Consider the following 24,559-nt stretch of genomic DNA (forward strand, 5'->3'; position numbering starts at 1 on the left):
GGGAGGCGCGGCGGATCAGAAGCCCAGGCCGCGCCGCGCCTCCTCGACGGTCGGCTGGGCCCAGCGCCCGTGCTCCCGGTCGGCGGACAGGGAGCGCAGCAGCGCCCGGTCCAGGTAGAGGCGCCCGTTCAGGTGATCGGTCTCGTGCTGGACGATGCGCGCCGGCCAGCCCTCGAAGATCCGTGTGGCGCTGACGCCGTCCGGCTGCGTGTAGGTGGCCTCGACGGCGTGATGTCGCTCGACGACGGCCTGATAGCCCGGCACGGAGAGGCAGCCCTCGTAGAAGGCAGCCATCGCATCGCCGGAGGCCCGGTAGCTCGGATTGACGAGCGCCGTGAAGGGGAGGGGGCGGCGGGAGCGCGCAGCGGCCACGGCGTCGTCCCCGGCCCCCTGGTCCTCGAGGACCGCGATCCTCAGGGGGACGGCGATCTGCGGCCCCGCCAGTCCGACGCCGGGAGCAGCATGCATCACGCTCCGCATACAGGCGATCAGCCGCCCGAGGAGGTCGTCGTCGAGCTGTCCGTCGAACTCCTGCGCGGGGGTCCGCAGGACCGGGTGTCCTGCCGTCACGATCGGCGGCAGGTCCCCCGCGATGACGGTCTCGACGAGGTCGACCATCGCATCGGCGGACAGTCGCGCGCTGCCGTGTCGGGGGTGGTGATCCGAGATGCTCATGCCTCCACACAACCACAATCGCGGACAGGTCCGGGTGCGGCGCCATTGCCGGTGGGCCCGCGACGCTGGACAATCGGACGAGCCGATCCTGGACGGGTCGATGACGTGAGGGCAGGGAACGGGCGGGACGGGCCGCCGAGCGACAGTCACGAGGGAGACGCGATGAGCACGGCCACGGCGAACGACCAGCAGGAGGCGGGCCGGACGCGCGGGCACGCCGCCGACCACCACGATCTCATCAGGGTGCGGGGCGCGCGGGAGAACAATCTGAAGGACGTCACGATCGACATCCCCAAGCGAAGGCTGACGGTCTTCACGGGAGTCTCCGGGTCGGGCAAGAGCTCTCTCGTCTTCGACACCATCGCCGCGGAGTCCCAGCGCATGATCAACGAGACCTACAGCGCCTTCCTGCAGGGCTTCATGCCCACACTCGCGCGGCCCGACGTCGACGTGCTGGAGGGGCTGACGACGGCGATCATCGTGGACCAGGAGCGCATGGGAGCCAATCCCCGCTCCACCGTCGGCACGGCGACCGACGTCAACGCGATGCTGAGGATCGTCTTCTCCCGCCTCGGCAGGCCGCACATCGGGTCGCCGCAGGCCTTCTCCTTCAACGTGGCGTCCATCAGCGGTGCGGGAGCGGTGACCATCGAGCGCGGCGGCACCACGGTCAAGGAACGTCGCAGCTTCATGATCACCGGCGGCATGTGCCCGCGGTGCGAGGGCATGGGCTCGGTGACCGACATCGACCTCACCCAGCTCTACGACGAGACGAAGTCCCTCAACGCGGGTGCGCTCACCATCCCCGGCTACAGCATGGAGGGCTGGTACGGGCGGATTTTCGGCGGGTGCGGATACTTCGACGCGGACACGCCGATCCGGGACTTCACGGAGCGCGAACTGCAGGACCTCCTCTACAAGGAACCGACCAAGATCAAGGTCGACGGCATCAACATCACCTACGAGGGCCTCGTCCCCAAGATCCAGAAGTCGATGCTAGCAAAGGACCGCGAGTCCATGCAGCCACACATCCGGGCGTTCGTGGACCGCGCCGTCACGTTCACCACCTGCCCGGAGTGCGACGGCACCCGCCTCAGCGACGCGGCACGGTCCTCCAAAATCGACGGCGTGAGCATCGCCGACGCGTGCCGGATGCAGATCAGCGACCTCGCCACCTGGGTGCGCGGCCTGGCCGAGCCGTCCGTCGCGCCCCTCCTGACGGCACTGGGGGAGACCCTCGACTCCTTCGTCGAGATCGGACTGGGCTACCTCAGCCTCGACCGGCCGTCCGGGACCCTGTCCGGCGGTGAGTCGCAGCGGACCAAGATGATCCGCCACCTCGGCTCCTCGCTCACCGACATCACCTACGTGTTCGACGAGCCGACGATCGGTCTGCACCCGCACGACATCCAACGCATGAACTACCTCCTGCTGCGGCTTCGCGACAAGGGCAACACCGTGCTCGTGGTGGAGCACAAACCCGAGCTGATCGGGATCGCCGATCATGCGGTCGACCTCGGGCCGGGTGCCGGCACCGCCGGAGGTACGGTCTGTTTCGAGGGCACGGTGGAGGGGCTGCGCAGCAGCGGCACCCTCACGGGCCGGCACCTCGACGATCGTGCGGTGCTCAAGAGCGGCCTGCGCTCGCCGACAGGAGTGCTGGAGATCAGGGGAGCGACCTCCCACAACGTGCAGGACGTCGACGTCGACCTCCCCCTTGGTGTGCTGTGCGTCGTCACAGGTGTCGCGGGGTCGGGGAAGAGCTCCCTCATCCACGGCTCGGTCTCCGGGCGCGACGGCGTCGTCGCGGTGGACCAGACGGCCATCAAGGGCTCCCGCCGCAGCAATCCCGCGACGTACACCGGCATGCTGGAGCCCATCCGCAAGGCCTTCGCGAAGGCCAACGGCGTCAAGCCCGCCCTCTTCAGTGCCAATTCGGCAGGCGCGTGCCCCACCTGCAACGGAGCGGGGGTGATCTTCACGGACCTGGCGATGATGGCGGGCGTTGCGACCACGTGCGAGGTCTGTGGCGGCAAGCGCTTTCTGGCGGAGGTGCTCGAGTACACGCTCGGTGGGAAGAACATCAGCGAGGTGCTGTCGATGCCGGTGACAGAGGCGGCCGGCTTCTTCGGCGCGGGCGATGCGAAGGTCCCGGCCGCGCACGCCATCCTCAGCCGGCTGTCCGACGTCGGACTCGGGTACGTGAGCCTGGGCCAGCCGCTCACCACGCTGTCCGGCGGCGAACGCCAGCGCCTGAAGCTCGCCACCCATATGGGGGAGAAGGGCGGCATCCTGGTGCTGGACGAGCCGACAGCAGGGCTCCACCTCGCCGACGTCGAGAACCTGCTGGGCCTGCTGGACCGCCTGGTGGACGCCGGGAAGTCCGTCATCGTCATCGAGCACCACCAGGCGGTCATGGCGCACGCGGACTGGATCATCGACATCGGTCCCGGTGCCGGTCACGACGGCGGGCGGATCGTGTTCGAGGGCACGCCGGAGGAGCTCGTCGCCGGCCGATCGACCCTGACGGCCCGTCACCTGGCGGAGTACGTGGGCGGTTGACCCGGCGGTCCGCGAGCCCTGGAATGCCCTGGAACCTGGGCCGATCGCGCTGTCCCCGGTCCGCGTCGGGTGACCCCCGGGACGCCGGGGTGCCACGGATGGCTAGGGTGGAGGGATGGCGACTCTCATCCTCGTGCGGCACGGACGCACCACAGCGAATGCGACCGGGCTCCTGGCCGGGCGGACGGCCGGCGTAGGCCTCGACGAGACCGGCCGTGATCAGGCGGCGGCGACCGGCGAGCGGCTCGCCGCCGTTCCCCTGGTGGGGGTCGTGTCGAGTCCGCTGCAACGGTGTCGGGAGACCTCGCAGTTCATCCTCGATCGTCAGTCGGCTGCCCCGGTCATGTCGACCGAACCGGACGTCACGGAGTGCGATTACGGCCGGTGGCAGGGCCGCCTGCTCAGCGAACTCGCGAGCGAACCGCTCTGGCAGGTCGTGCAGTCGCAGCCGTCAGCCGTCGTCTTTCCGGGCGGGGAGTCGATGGCTGGGATGCAGGCGCGGTCCGTCGCCGCTGTCCGCCGCCTGGATGCTGCCTTCGAGGCCGAGCACGGACCCGGCGCCGTCTGGGTGGCCGTGAGCCATGGCGACATCATCAAGTCGATCCTCGCGGATGCGCTCGGTATGCACCTCGACCTGTTCCAGCGCATCGCGGTGGGTCCCGCCTCCGTGTCGATCGTGCGCTACGGCACGGCCCGGACCGGAGTCCATGCCATGAATACCGAGGCCGGAGACCTGTCCTGGCTGTCGAGCGACATCCCGTCCGGAGACGCACCGGTGGGAGGTGGCGCGGGTCAGCAGGCGCCGCACATCCGATGAGCCTAAAATAGCTGCATGCCTACAATCGTTCACGAGTTCACCTGGCCCGACCGGGTTGTCGTCGGCACCATCGGCCGTCCGGGGGAGCGCACCTTCTACCTCCAGGTCCGCACCGGGAAGCAGATCGTGAGTATCGCGATGGAGAAGCAGCAGTCGGCGCTGCTCGCGGAGAAGATCGACGAGATCCTCGATCAGCTGATCGCCCTCGACGGCAATCCCTTCAGCATCCCCACGGGCACGCCGATCGAGCTCGTCGACAACGACCAGCTCGACACCGTCGAGGAGCAGTTCCGCACCGGGGCCATGAGCCTCGGGTGGGACCCGACGACGGCGCAGGTCGTCGTCGAGGCGTATCCGCTGTCCGATGCGGAGGGCCCGGATGACGAGCCCGAGGACGACGCTCCCGAGATGCTTCTGGTGCGGATGCCCGTCGGGACCGCCCGTGCTTTCGCCCAGCGCACGCGCGAGGTCGTGGGCGCCGGGCGGCCGATCTGCTCGCTCTGCGGTCAGCCGATCGACCCCGACGGCCACATCTGCCTTCTCCCCGAGGTCTGATGCCCGCGCCCGATCTCATGACCGCCGAGCTGACGCTCACCGGCCGCATCACGACGGCGTCGAACGCGACGTTCCTGGGCAGCATCGGCGGTGAGGCCGTCGTGTATAAGCCGATCCGCGGCGAGAAGCCACTGTGGGACTTCCCGGACGGCTTCCTGGCGCACCGCGAGGTGGCGGCCTATCTGGTCTCCGAGACCCTCGGCTGGAACATCGTGCCGCGCACGTGGCTGCGCGACGGCCCTTTCGGTGAGGGCATGGTGCAGCTGTGGCAGGAGCAGGACCCCGCCCAGCGCGCCGTCGACCTCGTCACGGCGGACGAGGTGCCCGGGACGGGATGGAAGCACGTCCTCGAGGGGCAGGACCAGAGCGGGAGAACAGTGGTGCTGCTGCACGAGGATTCCCCGGCGCTGAGGCGCATGGCGGTGTTCGACGTCGTCGTCAACAACGCCGACCGGAAGGGCGACCACATCCTCACCCTGCAGGGCGGACATCGGTACGGCGTGGATCACGGGATCACCTTCCACGAGGACCACAAGCTGCGCACGGTGCTGTGGGGGTGGGTGGGAGACCCGCTCACCGCGGAGGAGCTCGAGGGAGTCGAGCGCGTCCTCCATGGTCTGGAGGCCGAACTCGGCCGGGCCCTGACGGGCCTCATCACCGCGGACGAACTCGCCGCGCTGTCGGCCCGCTGCACGGCGCTGTGCGCGTCGGGTCGATTCCCCGCCCCGAGCGGTGAGATGTCAGCGGTGCCCTGGCCGCTGTTCTGAGCCGGGGGAGCCACCGCCTGCTGCGACGCCCCTGATCAGACGGAGTCAGCGCGCGGTCCGAAGACGCCGTCCGCGCACCTGGACAGCCGTGAGTTCGAAGAACAGATCGCGCAGCCCCGGCGCCCACGGTTCCTCGGCGGCCTTGCCCCAGAGGATGGTCAGTGTGTCGGGGTCGTCGACCCGAATCGCGGGTCCATTCACGAGGATGGTCCATCCGCTCTGTGTGGTCGCGTCCGTGTGGTCGATCTGGAAGGCCGCGTGCTCGAGGTGACTGGTCGCGATGACGCCGTCCGCGCGTGTCCTGAAGTACACGCGCTCGTCGAGCACGAAGAAGTTGACCGGGAAGATGTCCAGCAGGCCTTCACGGAAGAATCCCAGCCGTCCCACGGACTGCGTCGTCGCCAGTGCCCAGCACTGGCTGGGCGTGAGGGGATCCGAGGCGTGCAGCGCGCCCGGTGTCTCCCAGTAGGCGTCCTGCCGAGGTGGTGGAGTCATGGTGCCGTCCTTCGTCGGGAAGTGGGCTCAAGCCCTCCTCTGTTCGCGGTGCTCCGCCGTGCGTCGCCCGAGGTCGACGCTACGGGGAGTTCCGCACACGGATCAGGGTCCAAAGGCCCTGATCCGCCGTCCCTCCCTCCGGCATCGTGGAGCTGGACAGCACGGTTGTCGCAGCGGAAGGAGTCGTGTGGAGTCTCGTCAGTCCAGAACGGGGGGGCCGGTGCAGACGGTCCTGCCACGCTCCACGTCATCGTCCGCCGGGCAGCCCCAGGAGCCGATGCTCGTTGCGCTGCGCGATGCGGCGACGGACAGGCACACCGTCGAGTGGGCTGCCCAGCGGGCCGCACACTTCGCGGTTCCGCTCACGCTGCTGCACGCCGTCGCCGATCCTTCTCTCGTGGCACCCGGAACGTCCTACGAGGACGAGGTCATGGCGGGCCGGGAGCTCGTCACCCGTGAAGCGGAGCGGATCAGGCGCCGCTACCCCGGCCTGCACATCGGAACGTACCTGCACTGCGGTGAGATCACCGAGGCGTTGCTGGGCATGTCCGCAGCCGCGCCCCTGCTCGTCATCGGCGCCGACCGGAGGGATCCTGTCAGCGGGGCCTTCGCCGGCTCCGTCGCGGTACAGGTGGCGCTGAATGCGAGCGCTCCGGTGGTCGTCGTCCCGGCAGGACAGGAGTACTCCGTGGCAGGAGGGGACCGGCGAGGAGTCGTCGTGGGTGCGGACGGCTCCGAGGTGTCCCGTGCCACCCTCGCCCGGGCTGCGGATGAGGCCGACGCCGCAGGAACCGTGCTGACCGCCGTGACCGTCCTGGGGTCCCCGCCCGAGCGGATGAAGGTCGGCGCGTCGACGATGCTGCGTGACGTCACGCGGCGTCATCCCGCTCTGCCGGTGCGCTGGGTCGTGGACGATCTCCGCACTCCACTCTCCGCGCTCGCACTGCTCGGCCGCGGCGCGGCCCTGCTGGTGATCGGTCGCCATGGCAAGGGAGCCCGCTCGATCAGGGGCCTGGGGACGGTGACCCATACGCTGCTCCTGGACCCTCCGTGCCCGACCCTCGTCTTCACTCGTCGCGAGCCCGGGCCGTCTGCCGGGGGACCGGCGCGGGAGACGGTGAGAAGGAGCGCCCACTGATCATGACGGGAACCAGCCGCATGAACCGGTCCTTCCGTCCCGCCTCCCAGGGGTGCAGGGGCAACTGCACGGTGTCCATGAGCTCGGGCGTCCGGTCGATCGTCGAGGCGTGGCCCTTCACCACGACGCTCCAGACCCGGGCACCGTCCTGCAGAAGACCATCGGCCTCGAACGCGACGGCCGCCCGCTCGGCGGAGCGGGACTTCGTTCCTTCCGAGGTGCGGAAGACGATCGAAGCGTGATCCACCACGAAGTTCACCGGGAAGATCTCGGGTTCGCCCTGGACGCACAGCGCCAGGCGACCGAAGGGGACGTCACGCAGCAATCTCCAGCACTCGTGGACTGCAAGGATATTCGTGGGTGTAGTCTCTGCTTCCATATCTGGACACTATGAAGTGGTGGGTCCGACCACCAGGGCCCTTGGACCCTGATGCGGACCGCCACGGGGACCAGAAGGGGGAGAGCACATGGTCACGTACCCGGACGAGCTGCCCCGGGGATCGGACGGACGGCCGCTGGCGGGAGTGGAGCACCTCCTGGCCGCCTTCGCCGCCATCGCGGACGACCTCGGCCTGGACACCGTCCTGGAGCGCGTCATCGCCGCCGCGTGCCAGCTCGTCGACGCACGCTACGGTGCCCTCGGGGTCATCGGTGGGGACAGGCGGCTCAGTCACTTCATCACCGTCGGCCTGGAGGAGGACGAGATCCGCCGGATCGGGCCGCTGCCCACGGGGCACGGCGTGCTGGGGCTGCTCATCACCGAACCCCGGCCCGTGCGCCTCTCGGACCTGCGTGAGCACCCCCTCGCTTACGGATTCCCGGCGCACCATCCGCAGATGACGTCGTTCCTCGGGGTTCCGATCCGGATCCACGGGCGGGTCTTCGGCAATCTGTATCTGACGGAGAAGAACGGGGGAGCGGACTTCTCCGATGCCGACGAGCAACTCGTGGTCTCGCTGGCATCAGCGGCGGGTGTGGCGATCGAGAACTCGCGCCTCTTCGATGAAGCAACCCGCCGGACCAGGTGGCTGGAGGGCGGGCTCAACGCGGTGCGGGAACTGCTCGGTCGCCAGGGGCGGGACCGCGACGACCTCGAGATCCTCTCGACCCATGCCCTCACCGCCTCGCAGAGCATCATGTCGGCCGTCCTCAGGGAATTCGGTACCGAGCGGGACGTGATCTGCGAAGCCGCGGACGGTATCGACGTCGAGGTCATGATCGGCCGGCAGAGCCACAGCAGCACACTGCCGGAGAGGCTCCCCACGTCCCTGGCCCCGATACTCCTCGACGAGGATGATGTGGCCGTGGTGCTTCCGGGCGCAGGACGCTCCATCGGAGCGGCCCTGTGCTGCAGACTGCCCGGCGAGGGCGACCGACGCTTCCTCCTCGTCGGGCGTCCGCCGGGTGCATCCGTGTTCTCCGACGTCGATCACGAGATGATGCGCACCTTCGCATCGCACGTGTCCCTGGCCCTGGAACTGGTCAGGGTCCACCGGCAGCAGGAACAGGAAGCAGTGTTCGGCGACCGTGACAGGATTGCACGCGACCTGCACGACCTGGTGATCCAACGGCTGTTCGCTGCCGGCCTCAGCATCCAGAGCCTGAGGAAATACACGCCCAATACCGACGCGCTGGGCCGCATCACCGCGATCACGACGGAACTCGACGCCACCATCAAGGAGCTACGGGACACGATCTACTCGCTCCGCTCGGTTCCGCAGATCACCCCGACGTTCACCTCCACCGTCTTCGCGCTCGTTGCCGATGCCTTCGACGGCCACGAACTCGCACCCGTTCTGCAGCTCTCCGGCCCGCTGGACACCGCGGTCGACGGCGAACAGGCCGATCACGTGCGCGCCGTGCTCCTGGAGGGGCTCTCCAACGCGTTACGACATGCGGAGGCCCGTGCGATCACCGTGACGATGCGCGCTGCCGGGGACCGCCTGGTCCTCGAGATCGCCGACGACGGCCGTGGTTTCGAGGGCTCCAGCCGCAGGAGTGGCCTGGAGAACATGAAACGCCGCGCCGAGCTCTGCGGCGGGTCCCTTTCGATCACGAGCACACTCGGTGGGGGTACCACCGTCCGCCTCGAGATCCCGCTGCCTGCTACGGCGACGACGGGCTCACCGATCGCGAGATGAAGACGGCAGCCTGCGTGCGCCGCTGGAAGCCCAGCTTCGCCAGCAGCGCCGACACGTAGTTCTTCACGGTCTTCTCCGCGAGGAACAGCTCGGCACCGATCTCCCGGTTGGTCAGGCCCGCGCCGATGAGAGCGAGGACTTTCTTCTCCTGGCTCGTCAGACCGGCCAGTCGCGGGTCCTCGACGGGCGTATCCCGCAGACCGGCAAGGATGCGCTCCTTCACGGCGGCGTCGAACAGCGATTCTCCCGACGCCGCGCGGCGCACCTTGTCGATCAGATCGGACCCGAGGATCTCCTTGAGGATGTAGCCTGCAGCACCTGCGAGCACAGCCCCCCGCAACGCCTGATCGTCGTCGTAGCTCGTGAGGACCACGCAGGCCAGGGACGGGTCGACCGACCGGACGTCCCTGCACACCTCGATGCCGGTGCCATCGGGCAGCCTGGCGTCGAGGATCGAGACGTCCGGGGCCAGCGCCGGGATCCGCCGGGTGGCCTCCTCGGCAGACCCGGATTCCCCGATCACCGCGAATCCCTCGCCCTCGAGCAGCTCCCGCAGTCCGCGTCGCACCAGTTCGTGATCGTCCAGCACGAACACCGTCAGCCGCTGAGCTCCGGCGGGGGCGTCGACGATGTCCATCATTGATCCTCCGACTCGTGGGTTGCCGGCTGTCGCCGGCTGCGCGCATGCCGCACCAGAACCATCATCACGCGTCCTGCCCCGCTGCGGCAGGGTCCAAAGGCCCGAAGGTCGATTGGGCCTTTCGGCCCTACGCGATAGTCGCCCGCGGGCGGCACGATGAAAACGCACGACTCACAGGACCGAGGAGCAGGAGCATGCACATGATCATCACGCGCTGTCGACCACCCCGCCACGTCGTGCGTCGCGCTACCCGCGCGGCCGCCGTCGCCCGAGCCGACGGACGGCCTGCCGGCGCCGCTCCTGCCCGGCGCGGGACGGAACCGGCATGACGTCGGGAACAGGCGAACCGACCCGGGATGTCCAGCGGAAGCCCATCATCGTCGGATACGACGGTTCGGACGATGCACGGAAGGCGATCCTGTGGGCGGCCCGCTACGCGGCCGTGGCTGACGCGCCGCTCGTCGTCGTCCACGCCTGGATCTGGCCGTACTTCACGGAGAAGTTGGGGCCCGTTGCCGGGATCGAAGACAGTGGGCTGCGTCGGGAAGCACGACGCATCGTCGCAGAGGGACATGATCTCGCCGTCGGCGCCGAACCGGGGCTTCAGGTGCGCACGCACCTGATCATCGGATTCCCCGCCGGAATGCTGTCCCGGCTCTCGGCCGGGGCGTCCCTGCTCGTCGTGGGAACCCGAGGCCTCGGCGGGTTCGCCGGACTGCTGATCGGATCGGTGAGCTTCCATCTTGCAGCGAGCGCATCCTGCCCGGTCGTCGTCGTGCGCGATGCCCGGCCCGTCCACGATGTGATCGTCGTCGGTGTCGACGGCTCGCCCGAGAGCGAGCGGGCCGTGGGCGTGGCGGGGGAGATCGCGGCGACCCTCCGGAAATCCGTGCACCTGCTGCACGTCCGGCAGGCCCAGCGCGGACGCGGCTCCAGGGGGCGCGCGCAGGCCGCGGCGGACGACGCCCCCGACGTGCCGCTCGAGTTTCCCGGCGTCGTCGTCACCCGAGAGTCCGCCGTCGCGTCCTCCGTTCCGGGTCTCATCGTCCAGCGCGCCCACGCCGCCGCCTGTGTGGTCCTCGGCGCCAAGGGGAACAACACCCTGGGTGCGCGACTGGGGTCCACCGTGCACGCCGTCCTGCAGCACGCCGAGGGGAATGTAGTCGTCGTGCGATAGCCGGACCGGTGCGTCCCGCGAGCCCCTGCACGTCCTCGGGGAGGGGCGACCGAAAAGAGTTCCGTGTCCGCGTCCGAATTCCAGGTCTGCATTCGGTCCGGACGGGCTCCTGGGCCCCGGGGATTCCGGGGACCCCGGAGACCAAAGGTCAGGCGTCCGACTCGTCCGCGGCTTCGTGGACCACGAGAACGGGACAGGGTGCGTGGGCGACGCACGCGCCGCTGACCGAACCGAGGAGGAGACCGCGGAAGCTTCCATGCCCGCGCCGGCCGACGATCAGCAGGGACGCATGGGCCGAGGCACTGACGAGGGCTTTCGCCGGATGGCCGAACACGACCGTGCTCTCCAGGCCGGCCGGCCGATTCTCCCCGAATGCATCACCCAGGGCCTTGTCGAGATGGATCCGGGCGGCGTCGGCGAACTCGCTGGTCCCCAGGGGTACGTAGCCCGGGTACTCGGCGGGGTAGTCCCAGGCCGCGATCACGCGAAGGGTCGCGTCGAACACCGGGGCGAGCTTCTCGGCATACCGGAGGGCCTCGATCGACTGCTTGGAGCCGTCGACTCCGACGACGATCACGGGTGCGGGTGTAGTGCTCATGGTGTTTCTCCTCATGGGATCGTCCGGGAAGCAGGAATCGTGCTCTCCGACAATGCGGTCCACCCGTGCACTGACTCCAGAGTCTTTCGTCCTGATTCGCACGAGCCGGGACCGCCGGGTCCTTCCCGCCACTGCAACCACCGACCGCGCAGGAAAGGGACCTTCGGCCCTGCCGGTTGTGCGCTCGATCACCTGGAATAGGAGGAGACCGTTCGTCGTCGCACCACCTCACGGGGTCGGCGTCGGGCGGCTGCCCGATCCGACTGGAAGGCCCTCGCCATGAAGACCATCAGTACTCTGTGGCCCACGCTCGATCCCGCTGTCCGGCAGTGGTTGCTGCACAATCCGGGGAGCCTCGTCCTGCCCCGGACCCTCGTGAACAGGGTCGAGTCGACGACCGGGGAGGTGCTGAGCACCGACGCCCATGGAGAGCACCGGTTGACGGGCGACGAACTGGTCTTCCTCCGGGCACGCCATCGAGCGGAGATGTTGCTGGGGCGCTCGGCATCGCCCTCCGGTACTTCCGGGCAGCCCGGTGTGCCCGTGGAAGCCCTGGACCGATGACCACGTCAGCCGCGCCGAAGACGGCCTCGTCCGCACTGCTGGACGGGGACAGCGTTCAGCCGGATGGCCCGCCCGCTGATACTCCGCCGACGGTCCGCCGTCCTGACCGGGGTGCCGCGATGGCACAGCATCCGTCCTCGGTCGGTCAGAAACTCCAGGTCCTCATCACGGCTGACACCGAACTGAGGTCCGTGCGGATCATCGTCCACGGCCGCATGACGTCGGTGAACCTGCACGGGCTGGATCTGGTGGTCCGCCGGGCGGGCGCCCTGGCTCCTGGAAGTGATGTCGTCCTCGACCTCAGCGGGGCGCAGGCCTGGGAGTCGATCCGTGACGACGTGAGCACCACGGCCTTCGTCGTCCGGCTCGCGACGACGATGGGGGCTTGCGCACCACTGAACCTGCGGGTGGTGCCACCGCATTACCTGCAGCCCTGAGGCGTTCTCCGGGAACGACGACGGGAAAGGATGACTCGTCGGGAGCAGACCCTCTCGCTCCGACTCAGAAGCGCCGATAATCTACATTATGTCAACTAGAAGAGAACTTACTGCAGGATCTGCTGAATAGGACTCGGTGGTACGACTCCCCCTCGTCCTACTGCCTGGGCGCTGCGTTCCGCGTCGTTACAGGGATGTAGGGCTGTGGAGAGTTTCGGCTGGCGTCAGCGCCTTGGGTGACGAGGTTGATGGGTTGAGCGGCAGACGCAACCGGTGGTTCCGCGGATTTCCGAGGTTTCCTTGACGTGCGTTCGCATTTTATGCAGTCTGAGTGCATTATCTGCAGAGGCTTCGGAGGCCGTGATGGACCCGTTGGAGGGCCGATTGATCAGGCTTCCGCTGCGGCAGGAAGCCGTCAGTGCGGATGCGGTGTTCGAGGACATGCTCACGGGCTGGAAGCAGCAGCAGCTGGCCCGGAACTTCACGGCGGGTACGATCCGGGGACGTGAGAGCCTGGTCCGTCGGTTCGTGGATTACACCGGGCGCTTCCCGTGGGACTGGACGGTCGGTGATGCTGATGAGTTCTTCGCTCATGAGCGCGCGATCCTGAATCTGGCCTTCGCGACGATCCGGGCGTATCAAACCCATCTGAAGGTGTTCTGCGATTTCCTGACCGATCCGGCCTATGAGTGGGACCGGATCTGTGAGCAGGGGTTCGGCCGATCCCCTGCCCAGATCATCACCGAGTTCAACCGGGCCCGGCACGTGCAGAACAATGAACAGGCACCGGCGAAAAGGCCGTTTACCCGGGTCGAGCTGCAGGGGTTCTTCGATTTGGCTGATCTCGAGGTCGATCGGGTCCTGGTATCGGGGCGTAAGGGTGCGGTGGCTGCTTACCGGGACGCGACCGTGTTCAAGACCGCTTATGCCTGGGGGTTGCGGGCTAATGAGGTCACGCACCTGCAGACGGTGGACTTCTCCCGGAACCACCGGGCGCCGCAGTTCGGTGAGTTCGGTGTCCTGCAGGTCCGGTACGGCAAGGCGCAGCGTGGTTCCCCGCCCAAAAGACGCTCCGTCCTGACGGTTTTTGACTGGTCGCCCGAGGTCCTGGACACCTGGATTCGTGTTGGTCTGCCCTGGCTCACCCCGGCCGTGTCAGAGGTCTTTCCCACGGCCAATGGACTGCCGGTTCCCAAGTCCAACCTGCACCGCCGCTTCCGTGACTACATCGACGAGCTCGGCTATCCACCAGGGCTGGACATCCATTCCCTGCGCCGGTCCTACGTGACCCACCTTTTCGAGCACTTCGGCTTCGACCACACCTTCGTTCAACGGCAGGTCGGCCACGAACACGCCTCGACGACCTCCCTTTATACGGCCGTTTCCAGCGACTACCAGACCAGTGAACTCAACCGTGTCCTCGAGGACATAATCGACAGGGCCGTCAGGCCGAAGGAGGAACGAGAGTGAAACGGGATATCGAATACCGGTGGCGGGCCCGGGAACTGATGGCCCGGCACGGCATGCGCACGACCCGTGAGCTCGTGGGACCGCTCCGTGAACGGGGCATCACGCTCTCCGAGTCGCAGATCTACCGCATGGTCAGCCAGAACCCGGAACGGATTTCCTTCCAGCTCCTGGCTGCCCTCTGCGACATCTTCGGCGTCGAAGCCAACGAGCTGTTCACCTTCACTGCCACCGATGCCAGGTCCAAACGCCAGCAACAGGCCGTTACCTCCGGGGAAAACGTGGTCCGTTTCGCTGACGCATACAAACCCGTCCGGGCACGGATCCTTGAGGACTGAACCTCCCCCGCGTGGCCGGCCCCGGTCCCACGGCGAGCACCGGTGCGCCCGATGCGGGCGTATGGCAGCCAAAATCCGGGTGAACTGGCCAGACGGGCCCGTTTGCGGGATCTGCTTCACCACCGCCCTGAGAACCCAGGGAACGTGTGTCCTTTGCGGCGACGAACGACTGCTCCCGGGTAGAACCGCTGAGGGGGCAAACATTTGCCGGGACTGCGCTGGCATCACCACCACGATGACCTGCGACGGGTGCGGCGCCGAAACCGAGAGGTTCCGTGCCGGCCGCTGCATCCGCTGCGTACTGAAGACCGACCTGGAACAGCTCCTGCACCCCAACAATCCCCCGGACCTGCGCCTCAAACGCCTCATCGGTGTCCTAGCCGAGGCCGATCGACCCGAGAGCGTCTATACCTGGATGCGAGGAGCCAAAACCAGGTACCTCCTCGAAGGACTCGGCACGCGCACCATCGCACTCACTCACGAGGCCTTTGACGCCCTGCCCGGGTCCAGGTCCGTGGAATACCTGCGGGAACTGCTCATCCATCACGGCATGCTCGAGGACCGGGACCGCCAACTCGCAGCCTTCGAACGCTGGCTGACTACCCGAATCTTGGACCTCGCCGGAACCCCACACATTCAGGCGCCCATCGAACGCTTCGCCCGCTGGCACCACCTCAAACGCCTCCGCGCCATGGCCGCTCCAGAAACGGACCTGAACACTGCCGTGCGCTCCGCGAAGCAGGAAATTACCGAATCCGGGAAGTTCCTCACCTGGCTCAACACCACCCACGGCCTGACCAGCACCGGCATACGACAGACCCACGTAAACGAATACCTCGCTACCGGCCCCTCGACCCGCCACGCCATCCGCACATTCATCGTCTGGCTCATGAAAAACAAGGACATCCCACAACTCGACATCGCGCACCGTTACGCCGCCACAACACCGCTGATCACCCAGCACCAACGCATAGAACTCATCCGCCACTGCATCGAGTCCAACGAGCCGCCACTCACCTACCGGGTCGCGGCCCTGATCCTGCTGCTCTTCGGTCAGCCCGTCGGAAAGATCGCAGCCCTTAAATGCTCGGACCTCCAAGCCCTACCCGACGGGCTGCACCTGAACCTGGGCAACGTCCCCGTCCTGGTCCCCGCCCAAATCGCTCCCATGTTCTGGGAACACCTCCACCACCGGCCCAACCAACAGACCGGCAACCGCGGGAACCAATGGCTCTTTCCCGGCACCATCCCCGGACAACACCTCCACGCCGACGCGATGATGGGGCAGCTCCGCGCCCTGGGCATCAACCTCAACGGAGCCCGCAACACCGCCCTGCGCGGACTCGTTCAGGAACTACCACCCACACTGGTCGCGAACGCACTCGGCTACAGCTACCAAGTCATCCACAAACACGCCACCGACGCCGGCACAACCATGGCCAGCTACGCAGGAAAGATCACACACCCCACCCCAAACCCGTCCAAAGACCGGCAGATTGGCAGCGAATAGGACTCAAACCGATAAGTCTCGTTCCCGCTTAAAGACCGAAAGCCCCTCTTCCGCTGTTGAAAGCACCTCTTCTCGCTGGTGAGCTCCGTAGCAGCCGCACCCGGACCGACGGTGCGCCAAAGCCCGGCAGACGCGCGACGGCGATCCACCCGAGCGACTCATGGGACGCGGCCTGTGGCACGTGGTGCAGAGTAGCGTGAGGTCATGGCTGAGTACCGGTACGACGTCGACATCCTCCATCTGCTCGTTTCTCCCGATCATGCCTATTTCGGGCGGGCGAAGGATGGCGCCGCCGACGTACCCACGGCGGATGCGGAGACCATCAACGTCGTCGCCGGCAAGGGAATTCTCGGTGACCGCTTCTTCGGGAAGGCCGCGCACATGGACGCAGCCGTGACACTGATGGCCGTCGAATCCCTCGAGGCGATCGCCGAGGAACTCGGCGCGCAGCCGTTCGACCCCCTTCTCCCCCGCCGCAACATCATTCTGCGCGGCGCCGAACTGACACCCCTCATCGGCGAGGACTTCGTGCTCGAGACACCGGCCGGAACCGTCTCCTTCCACGGAGGGCGTCACGCCCATCCCTGCGCCTGGATGGACCGTGTCCTGGCCCCGGGCGCCCACAAGGCCATGCGGGGTCGGGGCGGCCTGCGCTGCAGGCCGCTGACCAGCGGCATCCTGGGGCAAGGTCCAGCCGTCCTGGTCAGCCCGCTCCGGCTGGACCCCGCCAGGGCGCACGTCGCGTCCGTGCTCCGTCCCGGACGCCTCCCCTGACAGTGGTCAACTCCCCCGGCCCGCGGAGCGCCACCGGCGGGAACCGAACACGTGCGGTCGCCGCACCAGGCCCGCGGAGGGGTAGACAGGGAAGCACGGCGCGCGAACGGCGACGGTTGCACGAGCGAGGATCAGACAGCGAACACGGCGCGCGAACGGCGACGGTTGCACGAGCGAGGATCAGACAGCGAACACGGCGTCGGACGTCGAGGTGACGGCGGCGGTCCGCCCGGGAGCGGTCTGGTGCTGCCAGTACAGATTCATGTGCGCGATGACCTTGTCCGGTGGCGGCGCACCCCACGCGCTCAGATCCTCGGTGGTGTGGGCATCGCCCATGAGTGTCACGTCGTAGCCCCGGACGAAAGCCCCATGAAGGGTGGAACGGATGCATGCATCGGACTGGGCTCCCGACACCACGAGGCGTCCCACACCTGCCGCAGCGAGCACATCCTCGAGATTCGTGGCCTCGAAGGCGTCGCCGTGCTGCTTGTGCACGAGGGCTTCACCCTCGCGGCGGCTCAGCTCGGGCACGATCTGCCAGGAGTCGGAGCCCTCCTCGAGTTCCGCGTCGGAGTGTTGCACCCACACCACCGGCACGCCCTCCGCACGGGCCCGGCCCAGAAGGGCGTCGATGTTGTTCACCACGTCATCCCGATCGTGGGCGGCCGCGACCACCCCGTTCTGCACGTCGATGACCATCAGGGCGGTCCTCGGGCGGTGGTCGAGTGTTGTCATCACTGCTCCTTCTGTGCAGGTGTACCGCACTCGACCGTCCCCAGCGAGCGGTGGGCCCTGTGCGCTGACGCCAAGAGTACGACGGCGGCGTCGGGCACGTCGGTCCCTTGCGGACAGGCCGGGTCCGCAAAGGACAGGCCGGCGTCGGCCGATGCTGTCGCGCCGTGCGCCCTACCACTCGCCGTCAGTCTCCGCGATAGGCGGACTCCAGGGCCGCGATGTCCAGCTTGCCCATCGACAGCATCGCGGCGACGGCACGCTGAGCCCCGTCGGCGTCCGGTCCCCCGATGAGGGACTGCAGGACCGTGGGGATGATCTGCCAGGACAGCCCGTACCGGTCCTTCAGCCACCCGCACCTGCTCTCCTCTCCCCCGTCGGTCAGGGCGTCCCAGTGCCGGTCCACCTCCTCCTGGTCGGCGCATGCGATCTGGAAGGAGACCGCTTCCGTGAAGGAGAACTGCGGGCCGCCGTTGAGCGCGACGAAGGCCTGTCCGTCAAGCTCGAACGACACAGTGAGGGCGGGGTCGCTCTCCGACGGGCCCACCCGCGACACGGAGACGATGCGTGAGTTGCGCACCACGGAGGTGTAGAGCGCAGCGGCTTCCTCGGCCTGCCCGTCGAACCACAGGCACGGAGTGATCGACCCCATCGGAGCTGTCCTTCGTTCGAGCCGCACGCCGGTGTACGGACTGTGGCTCGAACCTAGTCCAGGGATCGAACCGGGACAACCAGTAGGCTTGCTCCCATGACCCGGACCGACGCGACCCGCTCGTCCACTCCGGACGTCGCGTCGGGGGCAGCGGCGCTCGGATGGGCCGCCGTCGATGTCCTCCTGATCCTCGTCTTCGCGGCGTCCGGCCGGCGGACGCACGAGCACGGCGTGACGATCGCCGGTGTCCTCGACACGGCATGGCCGTTCATCGCAGCCTATGTTCTCGCCGCGCTGCTGCTGCAGGCGTGGCGCTCGCCGTCGGCCGTGTGGCCCACAGGAGTGGTCCTGGGGCTCGCCACCGTGGGCGGAGGACTCGGTGTGCGGGCGGTGTCGGGTGCCGGGGTTGCACTGAGCTTCCAGGTGGTCACCCTGCTGGTCCTCGGCGTGTTCCTGCTGGCACCGCGGGCCGTCGCGTTGACCCTCCGGCGGCGCCGTCGGCGGGTAGCGTAGGGGAAGGTCCGCTCCCACCCGAAAGGCATGCCATGATCACCGCATTCGTCCTCATCCAGACCGACGCCTCCCGGATCCCCGAGAGTGCCCAGGCCATCTCGGAGATCGAGGGCATCAGCGAGGTCTACTCGGTGACCGGCGAGTGGGACCTGATCGCGATCGCGCGGGTCTCCCGGCACGAGGACCTCGCGGATGTGATCGCGGACCGGCTGTCGAAAATCGAGGCAGTCCGGTCGACGACCACCCAGATCGCCTTCCGCTCCTACTCCCAACACGACCTGGACGCCGCGTTCTCCCTCGGCTTCGACAGCTGACTGCCCAGCGTCGCCGACCGGCCGCTGCTACCCCCGGCCCCCGGTGCCGCCCCTGACGATCAGAAGGCCCGGCTCACGGTGATCCAGCGGTCGAGGACGGCGGCGGCCGCGCCGGAATCGATCGACTCGGCAGCTCTGACCATCGCCGTCCTCATCCGCTCCACGAGCGGCCCCTCCGCCGCCTCGTCGAACGCGACGAGCCCGGCAGCGGTGTTGAGGACGACGGCGTCCCGCACCGGCCCGGCGTCACCCCGGAGGACGGAACGCACCACCGCCGCATTGCCCGTCGCATCGGTCCCGCGCAGGGCGTCGACGGGGACGACGTCGAGGCCGAAGTCCGCCGGGTGCACGACGTGAGCGTCGACGGCACCGTCCCTGACCTCCCAGAGCGTGGACGAGCCACTCGTCGTGAGCTTGTCCCGGCCGTCGTCGCCCCTGAAGACCAAAGCCCGCACTCCCCTGGCCGCGAGGACCCCCGCCATCAGAGGAGCCATCCGGGCATCGGCGCATCCCAGCGCCTGCGCTCCGACGCCGGCCGGATTGCTCAGCGGTCCGAGGAAGTTGAAGGTGGTGGGAATCCCGAGCTCGCGGCGCGGTACCGCCACGTGCTTCATGGACGGATGGAAGACCTGGGCGAAGCAGAACGTGATGCCCGCCTCGACAGCCGTGGCAGCCACCTGGGCCGGGGCGAGGTCGAGGCGCACGCCCAACTCCTCGATGACGTCCGCTGCTCCGGACGCCGAGGAGGCACCCCGGTTCCCGTGCTTGACGACCGTGGCGCCGGCCCCCACGGCGACGAGGGAGGACATCGTCGAGATATTGAGGGTGTTCAGGCCGTCACCGCCCGTCCCCACGATGTCCAGTGTGGGACCAGCGACCTCGATGCGGTGCGCCCGGCCGAGCATCGCCTGGACCAGTCCGATCAGCTCGTCGACCGATTCCCCCTTGGCGCGCAGGGCGACCAGGAAACCGGCGATCTGGCTGTGTGTGGCCTCGCCCGCCATGATCGTATCCATGGCCCAGCGGCTCTGGCGGGTGCTCAGATCGACCCGCCCCAGGAGGCAGGAGAAGATCGACGGCCACGATGGCTGCGCCGCTTGAGGGGTCGTTGTCAGGCTCACGGTCCCAGATTATCTACGAATCGTAGAAAGTCATCACGGCGAACTTCCGCGTAATCACGGGCGAGGGACCGCACGAACCGCCATCAAGCGCCGCAGCACACCGTTTCGCGTTGGTGAACACGCTGATCTTGGGGACATAATGAGTCTGTGACATCCGCGACCCAAGCCCCCAGCGCCGCCCCGCATCCCGCGCTCAACCGCCCCAACATGGTCTCCGTAGGGACCGTGGTGTGGTTGTCCAGCGAGCTGATGTTCTTCGCCGGCCTCTTTGCCATGTACTTCACCCTCCGGTCCACGTCCGGCGATCTCTGGGCGATGGAGACCGAGAAGCTGAACGTCCCGTTCGCCCTGGTCAACACGATCATCCTGGTGTCGAGTTCCTTCAGCTGCCAGTTCGGGGTCTTCGCCGCCGAGCGCCTGCAGCCTCGCCGCACGGGTGGTCCGTTCCAGTTCGCCCAATGGGGCATGGTCGAATGGTTCCTCGTCACGTTCGTGATGGGTGCGATCTTCGTCTCCGTACAGGCTTTCGAGTACGCGGAACTGGTCTCCGAGGGAGTTGCCCTCTCGTCCAATCCGTTCGGGTCCGCGTTCTACATCACCACCGGCTTCCACGGAATTCACGTGATCGGCGGGCTGATCGCCTTCCTCTTCATCATCGGCCGGGCCTTCATCGCCCGGCAGTTCGGTCACTTCGAGGCCACCTCCGCGATCGTCACGTCCTACTACTGGCACTTCGTGGACGTCGTCTGGATCGGCCTCTTCATCATCATCTACTTCCTTCAGTGATTCCCTCCTGTAATCTCTTCTACTAGAGGTAGAATTCAATGAAGAAGTCCAGCAGCTCTGGCACCACAACAGGTAGGAACCACTCCGTGAAGGCACTCTCCCAGAGGCGGCGTCACCCACTTGCAGCATTCGCGCTGCTCCTGATGGCGCTCCTCGTCACCGGCGGGATCTACGCCGCAGCCAGCACCGCGAACGAGGCGCAGGCACAGACCACCACATTCACTGCGAACGACGTCGAAGAGGGCAGCAAGCTGTTTTCGGCGAACTGTGCGTCCTGCCACGGCATGGGTGCCACGGGATCCGACGCCGCGCCGTCGCTCGTCGGTGTCGGAGCGGCCTCGGTCGACTTCCAGGTCGGCACCGGCCGCATGCCCATGCAAATGGACGGACCCCAGGCCCAGGCGAAGCCGGTCCAGTTCACGGAGGAGCAGATCGGACAGCTCGCGGCATACGTGGCTTCCCTCGGAGCCGGTCCGGCGATCCCGACCGATGACATGGTCGATGCATCGGAAGGCGATCCTGCACACGGCGGCGAGCTGTTCCGCGTGAACTGCGCCATGTGCCACAACGCTGCTGCAGCCGGTGGCGCGTTGACGCGTGGCAAGTACGCACCGTCGCTCGACGGCGTCAGCGAGAAGCACATCTACGAGGCGATGGTCACCGGACCCCAGAACATGCCGGTCTTCAACGACGCCAACGTGTCGCCGCAGGACAAGCAGGACATCATCGCCTTCCTCAAGACCATCGAGGAGCAGGGTTCTCCGGGCGGAGCGGACCTGGGCTCGCTCGGTCCGGTATCGGAGGGCCTGTTCATCTGGGTCGCCGGGCTCGGCGTCATCATCGCCTTCACGGTGTGGCTCACGTCAAGGTCCTCGTGACCATCCGGCAGTACGTTTCCAACGAATCACAGACAGACTTGCGCATGCAGCACCTAAAGAAGGATGAGAGGGATCATGGCCGACTCTAGTCACGGCGCTCCCGGTACCTCGGTCACCGTCGCCGCTCCGGGTGCGGACCTCGACACGTTCGAGAACCCGGGTCTCCCCCCGCACCGGCCGCGTCTGGCTGACCGGGATCCACGCGCGGAGAAGCGTGCCGAGCGTCAGGTCGCCCTGCTGTTCTTCATCTCCGTTCTGGGAACCCTGCTCTTCTTCGTCGGTTACTTCTTCGTCCCGCTGGACGAGACCATCGCGCGGCTCCGCCTCCAGAACCTGATGCTGGGACTCGGCACCGCCTTCGCGATGCTGGGCATCGGCGTCGGGATCGTGCACTGGGCGAAAACCCTGATGCCGGACCACGAGGTCACGGAGAGCCGCCACGAGATCCGGCCCGAGAAGGACCGGCAGGACGCCGAGAAGATCGTCAACGACATCCTCGAGGAGTCGGGGATCAAACGGCGCCCGCTCATCCGGAACACGCTGCTCGGAGCTGCGATCCTGGCTCCCCTGCCGGCGATCGCCATCTTCCGCGACCTCGGTCCCCTGCCCGGCAATGCGCTGAAGCAGACCATGTGGGATACCGGCGTCCGTCTGACCCGCGATCCCAGCGGCACCCCCATCCGTGCCTCGGACGTTACCGTCGGGTCGGCGTTCCACGTCATCCCCGAGGGGCTCAACGAGGTCGAGAACAAGCTCGAGGAAAAGGCCAAGGCAGTCGTCCTGCTCATGCGCCTCGACCCCGAGGAGCTCAACCCATCTCCCGGTCGGGAGAACTGGGGCTACGACGGAATTGTTGCGTATTCCAAGATCTGCACGCACGTCGGCTGCCCGGTAGCGCTCTACGAACAGCAGACACACCATCTGCTGTGCCCCTGCCACCAGTCCACCTTCGATCTCGAACAAGAGTGCAAGGTGATCTTCGGTCCAGCTGCGCGTCCGCTGCCACAGCTACCCATCGAGGTCGACGACGAGGGCTACCTCGTCGCGTCCAGCGATTTCCAAGAACCCGTAGGACCTAGTTTCTGGGAGCGAGGCTGACATGAGCAGCTCAACCGCGACGCCTACCTACGTGCCGAAGACGCGCGTCGGCAAAGTCACCGACTATGTCGATTCCCGTGTCGGCGGGTCGGCAATCGTCAAGGAGTTCGGACGGAAGATCTTCCCCGACCACTGGACGTTCATGTTCGGCGAGGTGGCGCTGTACACCTTCGTCATCCTGCTGCTGTCCGGGACGTTCCTCACGTTCTTCTACGACCCCTCGATGGCCGAGACGCACTACGAGGGCAGCTATGCCCCGTTGCGCGGCGTCGAGATGTCCATGGCCTACGCGACCTCACTCGATATCTCCTTCGACATCCGTGGCGGACTGTTCATGCGCCAGGTGCACCACTGGGCCGCGCTGCTGTTCGTCGCCGCAGTGGCCGTCCACATGCTTCGCGTGTTCTTCACGGGGGCGTTCCGCCGACCTCGTGAGTTCAACTGGGTCGTCGGCTGCGTCCTGGTGATCCTCAGCCTCGCGGCTGGCTTCACCGGCTACTCACTCCCCGACGACCTGCTCTCCGGTAACGGCCTGCGGATCATCGACGGCGTTATGAAAGCACTCCCGGTGGTCGGTACGTACCTCAGCTTCTTCCTCTTCGGAGGCGAATTCCCGGGTACGGTCATCATCCCCCGCCTGTACGTGCTCCACATCCTCCTCATCCCGGCCGTCATCCTGCTGATGATCGGCATCCACCTGTTCATGGTGGTGCTGCACAAGCACGCTCAGTTCCCCGGCCCTGGACGGACGAACACCAACGTCGTCGGTTACCCCGTCGGCCCGGTCTACGCGGCGAAGGCAGGCGGATTCTTCTTCATCGTCTTCGGTGTCCTCGCCGCCATCGCCGCAGCGTTCACGATCAACCCGATCTGGAACTACGGCCCCTACGATCCCTCCCCCGTCTCGGCCGGCACGCAGCCTGACTGGTACATCGGGTGGGTGGACGGTGCTCTCCGACTCATGCCGGGGACGATCGGCAGCAATTTCGACTTCGAGTTCATGATCCCGTTCCCCTGGGGTGTGAACGCCCTGTCGCTGAACGTGCTCCTGCCGGCTCTGGTACCCGCGATGATCGTCTTCGGCCTGATGTTCACCTGGCCCTGGATCGAGGCCTGGGTCACCAAGGACCGCCGCGAGCATCACCTGCTCAATCGTCCGCGCAATGCCCCCACCCGCACGGCGATCGGTGTCGCCGGTATCACGTTCTACTGTGTCCTGTGGGCGGCAGCCAGCTCGGACCTGATCGCCACGCACTTCATGGTGTCCCTGAACGACGTCACGTACTGGCTGCGCTTCCTCGTGATCTTCGGACCGGTCATCGCGTTCATGGTGTCGCGTCGCATCTCCCTCGCCCTGCAGCGCAAGGACCGCGAGATCGCCCTCCACGGTCGCGAGACCGGCCGGATCGTCCGCCTCCCGCACGGCGAGTTCATCGAGGTGCACGAGCAGGTGGACGACTACAGCCGGTACAAGCTGACCAGCTTCGAGTCGCCCGAGGTCATGGTTCCGCAGCCCGACGAGAACGGCAAGATCAGCCGCCTCGACAAGGTCCACGGCCGCGTCTCCCGGTTCTTCTTCGAGGACCGTGTCGCGCCCGTCAGCCCGAAGGAACTCGCTGCATCGCATGGCGATCACCACGGTGAGATCGCCGGCACGAAGGATCGGGAGTCGATCGCCAGCCACTAGGTGTACTGCCCAGGGACGTTGGTTGATGTGTGAGGACGCGTCGTAGGTTCTGGACGCGAGGAGGACCTCCGATCGAGAGTGGAGCTGTCTAGGTTCCGGTTTTCGATCAGGAGGTCCTCGTGT

General features: G+C 67.2%; 27 protein-coding genes. 19 read left to right on the forward strand and 8 right to left on the reverse strand.

Annotation, left to right across the window (positions count from 1 at the left end; translation table 11 throughout):
* Positions 1 to 15: 15 nt before the first annotated feature.
* Positions 16 to 675 carry a peptide deformylase gene (locus FJV46_RS13195; RefSeq protein ID WP_197715713.1) on the reverse strand — a complete coding sequence of 220 codons (660 nt, stop codon included), beginning with the start codon at positions 673 to 675 and terminating at the stop codon, positions 16 to 18.
* Positions 676 to 837: 162 nt separating this feature from the next.
* Here FJV46_RS13195 and FJV46_RS13200 point away from each other — a divergent pair, with 162 nt between their 5' ends.
* The 4 genes from FJV46_RS13200 (at position 838) to FJV46_RS13215 (ending at position 5,376) form a co-directional block, all read left to right on the forward strand.
* Positions 838 to 3,237, forward strand: coding sequence for an ATP-binding cassette domain-containing protein (locus FJV46_RS13200; protein ID WP_087026873.1), 2,400 nt, complete (start codon positions 838 to 840; stop codon positions 3,235 to 3,237).
* A 115-nt stretch (positions 3,238 to 3,352) separates the two neighbouring features.
* Positions 3,353 to 4,054 carry a histidine phosphatase family protein gene (locus tag FJV46_RS13205; RefSeq protein WP_087026871.1) on the forward strand — a complete coding sequence of 234 codons (702 nt, stop codon included), beginning with the start codon at positions 3,353 to 3,355 and terminating at the stop codon, positions 4,052 to 4,054.
* Positions 4,055 to 4,069: 15 nt separating this feature from the next.
* On the forward strand, positions 4,070 to 4,609 hold the full coding sequence (locus FJV46_RS13210; protein ID WP_087026870.1) for a DUF3090 domain-containing protein: 540 nt from the start codon (positions 4,070 to 4,072) through the stop codon (positions 4,607 to 4,609).
* A complete protein-coding gene (locus FJV46_RS13215) occupies positions 4,609 to 5,376 on the forward strand; it encodes an SCO1664 family protein (RefSeq protein WP_087026869.1) in 768 nt (255 codons plus the stop codon). The genes FJV46_RS13210 and FJV46_RS13215 overlap by 1 nt, the downstream gene beginning before the upstream one ends.
* A 45-nt stretch (positions 5,377 to 5,421) precedes the next feature.
* Here the strand turns inward: FJV46_RS13215 and FJV46_RS13220 are convergent, their stop codons facing one another.
* The gene (locus tag FJV46_RS13220; protein WP_087026868.1) at positions 5,422 to 5,871 is read right to left on the reverse strand and encodes a pyridoxamine 5'-phosphate oxidase family protein; all 450 of its coding nucleotides are present in this window, start codon (positions 5,869 to 5,871) and stop codon (positions 5,422 to 5,424) included.
* A gap of 277 nt (positions 5,872 to 6,148) precedes the next feature.
* On the opposite strand from FJV46_RS13220, the gene FJV46_RS13225 reads away from it, so the two are divergent.
* On the forward strand, positions 6,149 to 7,009 hold the full coding sequence (locus FJV46_RS13225) for a universal stress protein (protein WP_158250100.1): 861 nt from the start codon (positions 6,149 to 6,151) through the stop codon (positions 7,007 to 7,009).
* Here FJV46_RS13225 and FJV46_RS13230 read toward each other — a convergent pair.
* Positions 6,939 to 7,388, reverse strand: coding sequence for a pyridoxamine 5'-phosphate oxidase family protein (locus FJV46_RS13230; RefSeq protein WP_087026864.1), 450 nt, complete (start codon positions 7,386 to 7,388; stop codon positions 6,939 to 6,941). The two genes, FJV46_RS13225 and FJV46_RS13230, sit on opposite strands and share 71 nt — an antisense overlap.
* A gap of 88 nt (positions 7,389 to 7,476) precedes the next feature.
* Here FJV46_RS13230 and FJV46_RS13235 point away from each other — a divergent pair, with 88 nt between their 5' ends.
* On the forward strand, positions 7,477 to 9,150 hold the full coding sequence (locus FJV46_RS13235) for a GAF domain-containing sensor histidine kinase (RefSeq protein WP_087026861.1): 1,674 nt from the start codon (positions 7,477 to 7,479) through the stop codon (positions 9,148 to 9,150).
* On the opposite strand, the gene FJV46_RS13240 is transcribed toward FJV46_RS13235, so the two are convergent.
* Positions 9,116 to 9,790, reverse strand: coding sequence for a response regulator (locus FJV46_RS13240; protein WP_087026858.1), 675 nt, complete (start codon positions 9,788 to 9,790; stop codon positions 9,116 to 9,118). The two genes, FJV46_RS13235 and FJV46_RS13240, sit on opposite strands and share 35 nt — an antisense overlap.
* A 325-nt stretch (positions 9,791 to 10,115) precedes the next feature.
* Here FJV46_RS13240 and FJV46_RS13245 point away from each other — a divergent pair, with 325 nt between their 5' ends.
* Positions 10,116 to 10,967 (forward strand): universal stress protein, encoded by an 852-nt coding sequence (locus FJV46_RS13245; RefSeq protein WP_087026855.1) that lies wholly within the window; start codon positions 10,116 to 10,118, stop codon positions 10,965 to 10,967.
* A 148-nt stretch (positions 10,968 to 11,115) separates the two neighbouring features.
* Here the strand turns inward: FJV46_RS13245 and FJV46_RS13250 are convergent, their stop codons facing one another.
* Positions 11,116 to 11,565: a universal stress protein gene (locus tag FJV46_RS13250; RefSeq protein WP_087026852.1), complete on the reverse strand. Its 450-nt coding sequence runs from the start codon at positions 11,563 to 11,565 to the stop codon at positions 11,116 to 11,118.
* Positions 11,566 to 11,844: 279 nt separating this feature from the next.
* On the opposite strand from FJV46_RS13250, the gene FJV46_RS13255 reads away from it, so the two are divergent.
* The 6 genes from FJV46_RS13255 (at position 11,845) to FJV46_RS13280 (ending at position 16,655) form a co-directional block, all read left to right on the forward strand.
* Entirely contained in the window at positions 11,845 to 12,129 is a 285-nt protein-coding gene (locus tag FJV46_RS13255) for a hypothetical protein (RefSeq protein WP_087026849.1), read from the forward strand.
* A 119-nt stretch (positions 12,130 to 12,248) separates the two neighbouring features.
* Complete coding sequence (locus tag FJV46_RS13260) at positions 12,249 to 12,566, forward strand: hypothetical protein (protein ID WP_126130577.1); 318 nt, start codon at positions 12,249 to 12,251, stop codon at positions 12,564 to 12,566.
* A gap of 363 nt (positions 12,567 to 12,929) precedes the next feature.
* A complete protein-coding gene (locus FJV46_RS13265) occupies positions 12,930 to 14,036 on the forward strand; it encodes a tyrosine-type recombinase/integrase (protein ID WP_087026843.1) in 1,107 nt (368 codons plus the stop codon).
* Entirely contained in the window at positions 14,033 to 14,371 is a 339-nt protein-coding gene (locus tag FJV46_RS13270) for a helix-turn-helix domain-containing protein (RefSeq protein WP_087026839.1), read from the forward strand. The genes FJV46_RS13265 and FJV46_RS13270 overlap by 4 nt, the downstream gene beginning before the upstream one ends.
* A 235-nt stretch (positions 14,372 to 14,606) precedes the next feature.
* Positions 14,607 to 15,881, forward strand: coding sequence for a site-specific integrase (locus FJV46_RS13275; RefSeq protein WP_232008646.1), 1,275 nt, complete (start codon positions 14,607 to 14,609; stop codon positions 15,879 to 15,881).
* Positions 15,882 to 16,085: 204 nt separating this feature from the next.
* Complete coding sequence (locus tag FJV46_RS13280; RefSeq protein WP_087026833.1) at positions 16,086 to 16,655, forward strand: MOSC domain-containing protein; 570 nt, start codon at positions 16,086 to 16,088, stop codon at positions 16,653 to 16,655.
* 180 nt (positions 16,656 to 16,835) lie between these two features.
* On the opposite strand, the gene FJV46_RS13285 is transcribed toward FJV46_RS13280, so the two are convergent.
* On the reverse strand, positions 16,836 to 17,390 hold the full coding sequence (locus FJV46_RS13285) for an isochorismatase family protein (protein WP_087026830.1): 555 nt from the start codon (positions 17,388 to 17,390) through the stop codon (positions 16,836 to 16,838).
* A 184-nt stretch (positions 17,391 to 17,574) separates the two neighbouring features.
* Positions 17,575 to 18,039: a VOC family protein gene (locus FJV46_RS13290; protein ID WP_087026827.1), complete on the reverse strand. Its 465-nt coding sequence runs from the start codon at positions 18,037 to 18,039 to the stop codon at positions 17,575 to 17,577.
* A gap of 96 nt (positions 18,040 to 18,135) precedes the next feature.
* Between FJV46_RS13290 and FJV46_RS13295 the strand changes: the two genes are divergently transcribed.
* Both FJV46_RS13295 and FJV46_RS13300 read left to right on the forward strand, forming a co-directional pair.
* Positions 18,136 to 18,552, forward strand: coding sequence for a DUF3054 domain-containing protein (locus FJV46_RS13295; RefSeq protein WP_087026824.1), 417 nt, complete (start codon positions 18,136 to 18,138; stop codon positions 18,550 to 18,552).
* Between the two features lie 32 nt (positions 18,553 to 18,584).
* Positions 18,585 to 18,866, forward strand: coding sequence for an Lrp/AsnC family transcriptional regulator (locus tag FJV46_RS13300; protein WP_087026821.1), 282 nt, complete (start codon positions 18,585 to 18,587; stop codon positions 18,864 to 18,866).
* A 59-nt stretch (positions 18,867 to 18,925) separates the two neighbouring features.
* Here FJV46_RS13300 and trpD read toward each other — a convergent pair whose 3' ends face one another.
* Positions 18,926 to 19,987 carry an anthranilate phosphoribosyltransferase gene (gene trpD, locus FJV46_RS13305; protein WP_087026818.1) on the reverse strand — a complete coding sequence of 354 codons (1,062 nt, stop codon included), beginning with the start codon at positions 19,985 to 19,987 and terminating at the stop codon, positions 18,926 to 18,928.
* A 147-nt stretch (positions 19,988 to 20,134) separates the two neighbouring features.
* Between trpD and ctaE the strand changes: the two genes are divergently transcribed.
* The 4 genes from ctaE (at position 20,135) to qcrB (ending at position 24,436) form a co-directional block, all read left to right on the forward strand.
* On the forward strand, positions 20,135 to 20,773 hold the full coding sequence (ctaE, locus tag FJV46_RS13310; protein ID WP_087026815.1) for an aa3-type cytochrome oxidase subunit III: 639 nt from the start codon (positions 20,135 to 20,137) through the stop codon (positions 20,771 to 20,773).
* Positions 20,774 to 20,859: 86 nt separating this feature from the next.
* Positions 20,860 to 21,651, forward strand: coding sequence for a cytochrome bc1 complex diheme cytochrome c subunit (gene qcrC / locus FJV46_RS13315; protein ID WP_087026812.1), 792 nt, complete (start codon positions 20,860 to 20,862; stop codon positions 21,649 to 21,651).
* A 75-nt stretch (positions 21,652 to 21,726) separates the two neighbouring features.
* A complete protein-coding gene (gene qcrA / locus FJV46_RS13320) occupies positions 21,727 to 22,749 on the forward strand; it encodes a cytochrome bc1 complex Rieske iron-sulfur subunit (protein ID WP_087026809.1) in 1,023 nt (340 codons plus the stop codon).
* 1 nt (position 22,750) lies between these two features.
* Positions 22,751 to 24,436, forward strand: a complete 1,686-nt coding sequence (gene qcrB, locus FJV46_RS13325) for a cytochrome bc1 complex cytochrome b subunit (RefSeq protein WP_087026806.1) — start codon at positions 22,751 to 22,753, stop codon at positions 24,434 to 24,436.
* Positions 24,437 to 24,559 lie beyond the last annotated feature (123 nt).

The organism is Arthrobacter agilis, from assembly GCF_006494655.1.
Taxonomy (GTDB): domain Bacteria; phylum Actinomycetota; class Actinomycetes; order Actinomycetales; family Micrococcaceae; genus Arthrobacter_D; species Arthrobacter_D agilis.

Excerpts from the sequence above, each read along its gene's own strand:
- FJV46_RS13210 (WP_087026870.1), top strand. The coding sequence starts at position 4,070 with ATGCCTACAATCGTTCACGAGTTCACCTGGCCCGACCGGGTTGTCGTC.
- FJV46_RS13225 (WP_158250100.1), top strand. The coding sequence starts at position 6,149 with ATGCTCGTTGCGCTGCGCGATGCGGCGACGGACAGGCACACCGTCGAG.
- FJV46_RS13245 (WP_087026855.1), top strand. The coding sequence starts at position 10,116 with ATGACGTCGGGAACAGGCGAACCGACCCGGGATGTCCAGCGGAAGCCC.
- FJV46_RS13280 (WP_087026833.1), top strand. The coding sequence starts at position 16,086 with ATGGCTGAGTACCGGTACGACGTCGACATCCTCCATCTGCTCGTTTCT.
- FJV46_RS13275 (WP_232008646.1), top strand. The coding sequence starts at position 14,607 with ATGACCTGCGACGGGTGCGGCGCCGAAACCGAGAGGTTCCGTGCCGGC.
- FJV46_RS13240 (WP_087026858.1), bottom strand. The coding sequence starts at position 9,790 with ATGATGGACATCGTCGACGCCCCCGCCGGAGCTCAGCGGCTGACGGTG.
- FJV46_RS13205 (WP_087026871.1), top strand. The coding sequence starts at position 3,353 with ATGGCGACTCTCATCCTCGTGCGGCACGGACGCACCACAGCGAATGCG.
- qcrB (WP_087026806.1), top strand. The coding sequence starts at position 22,751 with ATGAGCAGCTCAACCGCGACGCCTACCTACGTGCCGAAGACGCGCGTC.
- FJV46_RS13295 (WP_087026824.1), top strand. The coding sequence starts at position 18,136 with ATGACCCGGACCGACGCGACCCGCTCGTCCACTCCGGACGTCGCGTCG.
- FJV46_RS13235 (WP_087026861.1), top strand. The coding sequence starts at position 7,477 with ATGGTCACGTACCCGGACGAGCTGCCCCGGGGATCGGACGGACGGCCG.
- FJV46_RS13215 (WP_087026869.1), top strand. The coding sequence starts at position 4,609 with ATGCCCGCGCCCGATCTCATGACCGCCGAGCTGACGCTCACCGGCCGC.
- FJV46_RS13285 (WP_087026830.1), bottom strand. The coding sequence starts at position 17,390 with ATGACAACACTCGACCACCGCCCGAGGACCGCCCTGATGGTCATCGAC.
- FJV46_RS13250 (WP_087026852.1), bottom strand. The coding sequence starts at position 11,565 with ATGAGCACTACACCCGCACCCGTGATCGTCGTCGGAGTCGACGGCTCC.
- FJV46_RS13265 (WP_087026843.1), top strand. The coding sequence starts at position 12,930 with ATGGACCCGTTGGAGGGCCGATTGATCAGGCTTCCGCTGCGGCAGGAA.
- FJV46_RS13300 (WP_087026821.1), top strand. The coding sequence starts at position 18,585 with ATGATCACCGCATTCGTCCTCATCCAGACCGACGCCTCCCGGATCCCC.
- FJV46_RS13255 (WP_087026849.1), top strand. The coding sequence starts at position 11,845 with ATGAAGACCATCAGTACTCTGTGGCCCACGCTCGATCCCGCTGTCCGG.
- FJV46_RS13290 (WP_087026827.1), bottom strand. The coding sequence starts at position 18,039 with ATGGGGTCGATCACTCCGTGCCTGTGGTTCGACGGGCAGGCCGAGGAA.
- FJV46_RS13260 (WP_126130577.1), top strand. The coding sequence starts at position 12,249 with ATGGCACAGCATCCGTCCTCGGTCGGTCAGAAACTCCAGGTCCTCATC.
- FJV46_RS13220 (WP_087026868.1), bottom strand. The coding sequence starts at position 5,871 with ATGACTCCACCACCTCGGCAGGACGCCTACTGGGAGACACCGGGCGCG.
- FJV46_RS13200 (WP_087026873.1), top strand. The coding sequence starts at position 838 with ATGAGCACGGCCACGGCGAACGACCAGCAGGAGGCGGGCCGGACGCGC.
- qcrA (WP_087026809.1), top strand. The coding sequence starts at position 21,727 with ATGGCCGACTCTAGTCACGGCGCTCCCGGTACCTCGGTCACCGTCGCC.
- FJV46_RS13195 (WP_197715713.1), bottom strand. The coding sequence starts at position 675 with ATGAGCATCTCGGATCACCACCCCCGACACGGCAGCGCGCGACTGTCC.
- FJV46_RS13230 (WP_087026864.1), bottom strand. The coding sequence starts at position 7,388 with ATGGAAGCAGAGACTACACCCACGAATATCCTTGCAGTCCACGAGTGC.